The sequence below is a fragment of the Shigella sp. SIG3 genome (assembly GCF_053555855.1).
This window is the reverse complement of record NZ_JBQZXE010000187.1, coordinates 1-4,386: the sequence shown is the minus strand read 5'-3', so window position 1 is coordinate 4,386 and position 4,386 is coordinate 1. Positions and strand designations below refer to the sequence as shown.

Below are 4,386 nucleotides of genomic sequence, written 5' to 3'. Positions count from 1 at the left end.
ATTTTCGCACCATTGCGGGGCGCTGTTTTTATTATTTCCTGTCTACACTCAGCTTATTGCGACGCGAAATCGTGCGCAAAAGCTGGCACTACTTTTGCTTATAAGAGGATGGCCACAGACAGGTAAAAGACGTTTCCCAAACGTCCTATAACGATAATTTTCGCCTCACAGGAAGCATTATGAAAAAGATGATGATAGCCACACTGGCTGCCGCCAGCGTGCTGCTTGCCGTTGCAAATCAGGCGCATGCTGGCGCGACGCTTGATGCCGTTCAGAAAAAAGGTTTTGTGCAATGCGGGATCAGTGATGGATTACCTAGGTTCTCTTATGCCGATGCAGACGGTAAGTTTTCAGGTATTGATGTTGATGTTTGTCGTGGTGTTGCCGCTGCTGTATTTGGTGACGACACGAAAGTGAAATATACCCCACTCACAGCAAAAGAACGCTTCACCGCTTTACAGTCAGGGGAAGTGGATTTGCTCTCCCGTAATACGACCTGGACTTCATCTCGCGATGCCGGGATGGGAATGGCATTTACCGGCGTCACTTATTACGACGGCATTGGCTTCCTGACGCACGATAAAGCGGGGCTAAAAAGCGCGAAAGAACTGGATGGCGCTACCGTCTGTATTCAGGCGGGTACTGATACCGAACTCAACGTCGCCGACTATTTCAAGGCAAACAATATGAAGTACACACCAGTGACTTTCGATCGCTCTGACGAATCAGCGAAGGCACTGGAATCTGGTCGCTGCGATACGCTGGCTTCGGATCAGTCGCAACTGTATGCCTTGCGCATCAAATTAAGCAACCCGGCTGAATGGATTGTCTTACCGGAGGTTATCTCTAAAGAACCGCTTGGGCCGGTAGTTCGTCGTGGCGATGATGAATGGTTCTCGATTGTACGCTGGACGCTTTTCGCCATGCTAAATGCTGAAGAGATGGGCATCAATTCCCAGAACGTCGATGAAAAAGCGGCTAATCCAGCAACGCCTGATATGGCACATCTGTTGGGTAAAGAAGGCGATTACGGCAAGGATCTGAAGTTGGATAATAAATGGGCCTATAACATCATCAAACAGGTGGGTAACTACTCGGAAATTTTTGAGCGTAACGTAGGTTCAGAAAGCCCGCTGAAAATTAAACGTGGGCAAAATAATCTCTGGAATAACGGCGGTATTCAGTACGCGCCGCCCGTGCGTTAAGTCGGTGTGAGGTAACGAGCGTCGCTACGGCGGCGCTCTCTTCAGCGTTATGCTTTCCGAGGTTTCTATGTCTCATCGCCGCTCAACCGTTAAAGGCTCACTCTCCTTTGCCAACCCTACGGTTCGTGCCTGGTTATTTCAGATCCTTGCCGTTGTTGCTGTTGTCGGCATTGTTGGTTGGTTATTTCAAAACACTGTAACGAATCTCAATAATCGTGGCATTACTTCAGGTTTTGCCTTTCTGGATCGCGGCGCTGGCTTCGGTATTGTCCAGCATTTGATCGATTACCAGCAGGGCGACACCTACGGACGCGTTTTTATTGTCGGCTTACTCAATACGCTACTGGTTTCTGCATTGTGTATTGTGTTCGCTTCTGTTTTGGGCTTCTTTATCGGTCTGGCGAGACTTTCGGATAACTGGCTGCTACGAAAGCTTTCCACGATTTATATTGAGATCTTCCGTAATATTGCAAATCTTCTTCTGGTACTTTGCCGTGTTGCGCAATTTGCCCGGACCACGCCAAGCTGTGAGCGCGTTTGATCTGGCCTTTTTGAGCAATCGTGGGCTTTATATTCCGTCACCGCAGCTGGGAGACGGATTTATTGCGTTTATCCTGGCTGTTGTTATGGCTATAGTCCTTTCTGTTGGGCTATTCCGCTTTAATAAAACATACCAGATAAAGACCGGACAACTGCGCCGCTCCTGGCCGATCGCCGCAGTGTTGATCATTGGTTTGCCTTTACTGGCGCAATGGCTTTTTGGCGCAGCACTACACTGGGATGTCCCAGCCCTACAAGGCTTTAACTTCCGCGGCGGAATGGTTTTAATTCCTGAACTGGCAGCCTTAACGCTGGCACTTTCGGTTTATACCTCTGCATTTATCGCCGAGATTATCCGCGCTGGGATCCAGGCAGTGCCTTATGGTCAACATGAAGCGGCTCGGTCACTGGGGTTACCCAACCCGGTTACGCTACGCCAGGTCATTATTCCCCAGGCACTGCGAGTAATTATTCCGCCGTTAACCAGCCAGTATCTCAACATCGTCAAAAACTCCTCTCTTGCCGCCGCTATTGGCTATCCCGATATGGTTTCGCTGTTTGCTGGCACCGTGCTGAACCAGACGGGGCAAGCCATCGAGACGATAGCCATGACCATGTCGGTCTATCTGATTATCAGCCTGACTATCTCGCTGCTGATGAATATCTATAACCGCCGCATCGCGATCGTTGAACGCTAAGGAGTCATGATGACAAAAGTATTCCTGTCTCAGCCCTCGCGCCCGGCGAGCCATAACTCAAGCCGCGCGATGGTGTGGGTGCGAAAAAATCTGTTCTCCAGCTGGAGCAATAGCCTGCTGACTATTGGCTGCATATGGTTGATGTGGGAACTGATCCCACCGTTGCTGAACTGGGCATTTTTGCAGGCTAATTGGGTTGGCTCAACGCGTGCTGACTGCACAAAAGCCGGTGCCTGTTGGGTCTTCATTCACGAACGATTTGGTCAGTTTATGTATGGGCTTTACCCACACGACCAACGCTGGCGAATTAACCTCGCATTACTGATTGGGCTTGTATCGATCGCACCAATGTTCTGGAAAATACTCCCGCATCGCGGTCGCTATATTGCGGCCTGGGCGGTGATTTACCCACTGATTGTCTGGTGGCTGATGTATGGCGGTTTTTTTGGTCTTGAGCGGGTTGAAACCCGGCAATGGGGCGGGCTGACGCTAACTTTAATTCTTGCATCCGTTGGGATTGCGGGGGCGCTACCGTGGGGGATCTTACTGGCATTAGGTCGCCGCTCCCATATGCCGATTGTGCGTATCTTATCGGTCATTTTTATCGAGTTCTGGCGCGGCGTACCGCTGATTACCGTATTGTTTATGTCTTCGGTCATGCTGCCGTTGTTTATGGCAGAAGGCACCAGTATCGACAAACTGATCCGCGCGCTGGTTGGCGTGATCCTGTTTCAGTCAGCATATGTTGCGGAAGTCGTGCGAGGTGGATTACAGGCGCTGCCTAAAGGGCAATATGAAGCGGCAGAGTCGCTGGCGTTGGGTTACTGGAAAACTCAGGGGCTGGTTATTCTGCCACAGGCGTTGAAGCTGGTAATTCCTGGGCTGGTAAATACCATCATCGCACTCTTCAAAGATACCAGCCTAGTGATCATCATCGGCTTGTTCGATCTTTTCAGTAGCGTTCAGCAGGCAACCGTTGATCCCGCCTGGTTGGGTATGTCGACGGAAGGGTATGTTTTCGCCGCGCTGATCTACTGGATCTTTTGTTTCAGCATGTCACGTTATAGCCAACATCTGGAAAAACGTTTTAACACCGGGCGTACACCGCATTGAGGACACTATGAGCCAAATTTTACTGCAACCTGCTAACGCGATGATTACGCTGGAAAACGTCCATAAATGGTATGGACAATTCCATGTTTTGAAAAATATAAATTTAACCGTGCAACCGGGAGAACGGATCGTTCTGTGTGGCCCTTCTGGTTCCGGTAAATCGACAACCATTCGTTGTATTAATCATCTGGAAGAACATCAACAGGGACGGATTGTCGTAGATGGCATCGAACTTAATGAAGATATCCGCAATATTGAGCGCGTCAGGCAGGAAGTGGGAATGGTATTTCAGCATTTCAATCTCTTCCCTCATCTGACCGTTTTACAGAACTGTACCCTGGCACCGATTTGGGTACGCAAGATGCCTAAGAAAGAGGCCGAAGCTCTGGCGATGCATTACCTTGAGCGGGTGAGAATTGCCGAACATGCGCATAAGTTTCCCGGACAGATTTCAGGTGGTCAGCAGCAACGCGTTGCCATTGCGCGTTCGCTGTGTATGAAGCCGAAAATTATGTTGTTTGATGAACCAACGTCGGCGCTCGATCCGGAGATGGTGAAAGAGGTGCTGGATACGATGATTGGGCTGGCGCAGTCGGGTATGACAATGTTGTGTGTAACACATGAGATGGGGTTTGCACGTACCGTCGCTGACCGGGTAATTTTTATGGATCGTGGGGAGATAGTGGAACAAGCTACACCTGATGAATTTTTTGCGCATCCTAAATCAGAGCGTACGAGGGCATTTTTATCGCAGGTAATCCATTAATTGAATGTTAGTTCGAAAAGCAAAAAGGCCATCCTTTCGGATGGCCTTTCGCTTGATTTGATGT

Annotated in this window: 3 protein-coding genes and 1 pseudogene; all 4 read left to right on the top strand. The window is 49.5% G+C overall.

Annotation, left to right across the window (positions count from 1 at the left end):
• The first annotated feature begins 179 nt into the window (after positions 1-179).
• The 4 genes and pseudogenes from ACUU1I_RS19730 to ACUU1I_RS19715 all read left to right on the top strand — a co-directional run bounded on the left by ACUU1I_RS19730 (position 180) and on the right by ACUU1I_RS19715 (position 4,322).
• Complete coding sequence (locus ACUU1I_RS19730) at positions 180-1,205, top strand: amino acid ABC transporter substrate-binding protein (protein ID WP_000738593.1); 1,026 nt, start codon at positions 180-182, stop codon at positions 1,203-1,205.
• Between the two features lie 67 nt (positions 1,206-1,272).
• A pseudogene (locus tag ACUU1I_RS19725) lies at positions 1,273-2,443 on the top strand (amino acid ABC transporter permease).
• Between the two features lie 9 nt (positions 2,444-2,452).
• A complete protein-coding gene (locus ACUU1I_RS19720; protein ID WP_005071324.1) occupies positions 2,453-3,556 on the top strand; it encodes an amino acid ABC transporter permease in 1,104 nt (367 codons plus the stop codon).
• Between the two features lie 7 nt (positions 3,557-3,563).
• Positions 3,564-4,322 carry an amino acid ABC transporter ATP-binding protein gene (locus tag ACUU1I_RS19715; protein WP_000078314.1) on the top strand — a complete coding sequence of 253 codons (759 nt, stop codon included), beginning with the start codon at positions 3,564-3,566 and terminating at the stop codon, positions 4,320-4,322.
• Positions 4,323-4,386 lie beyond the last annotated feature (64 nt).

Excerpts from the sequence above, each read along its gene's own strand:
- ACUU1I_RS19730 (WP_000738593.1), top strand. The coding sequence starts at position 180 with ATGAAAAAGATGATGATAGCCACACTGGCTGCCGCCAGCGTGCTGCTT.
- ACUU1I_RS19720 (WP_005071324.1), top strand. The coding sequence starts at position 2,453 with ATGACAAAAGTATTCCTGTCTCAGCCCTCGCGCCCGGCGAGCCATAAC.
- ACUU1I_RS19715 (WP_000078314.1), top strand. The coding sequence starts at position 3,564 with ATGAGCCAAATTTTACTGCAACCTGCTAACGCGATGATTACGCTGGAA.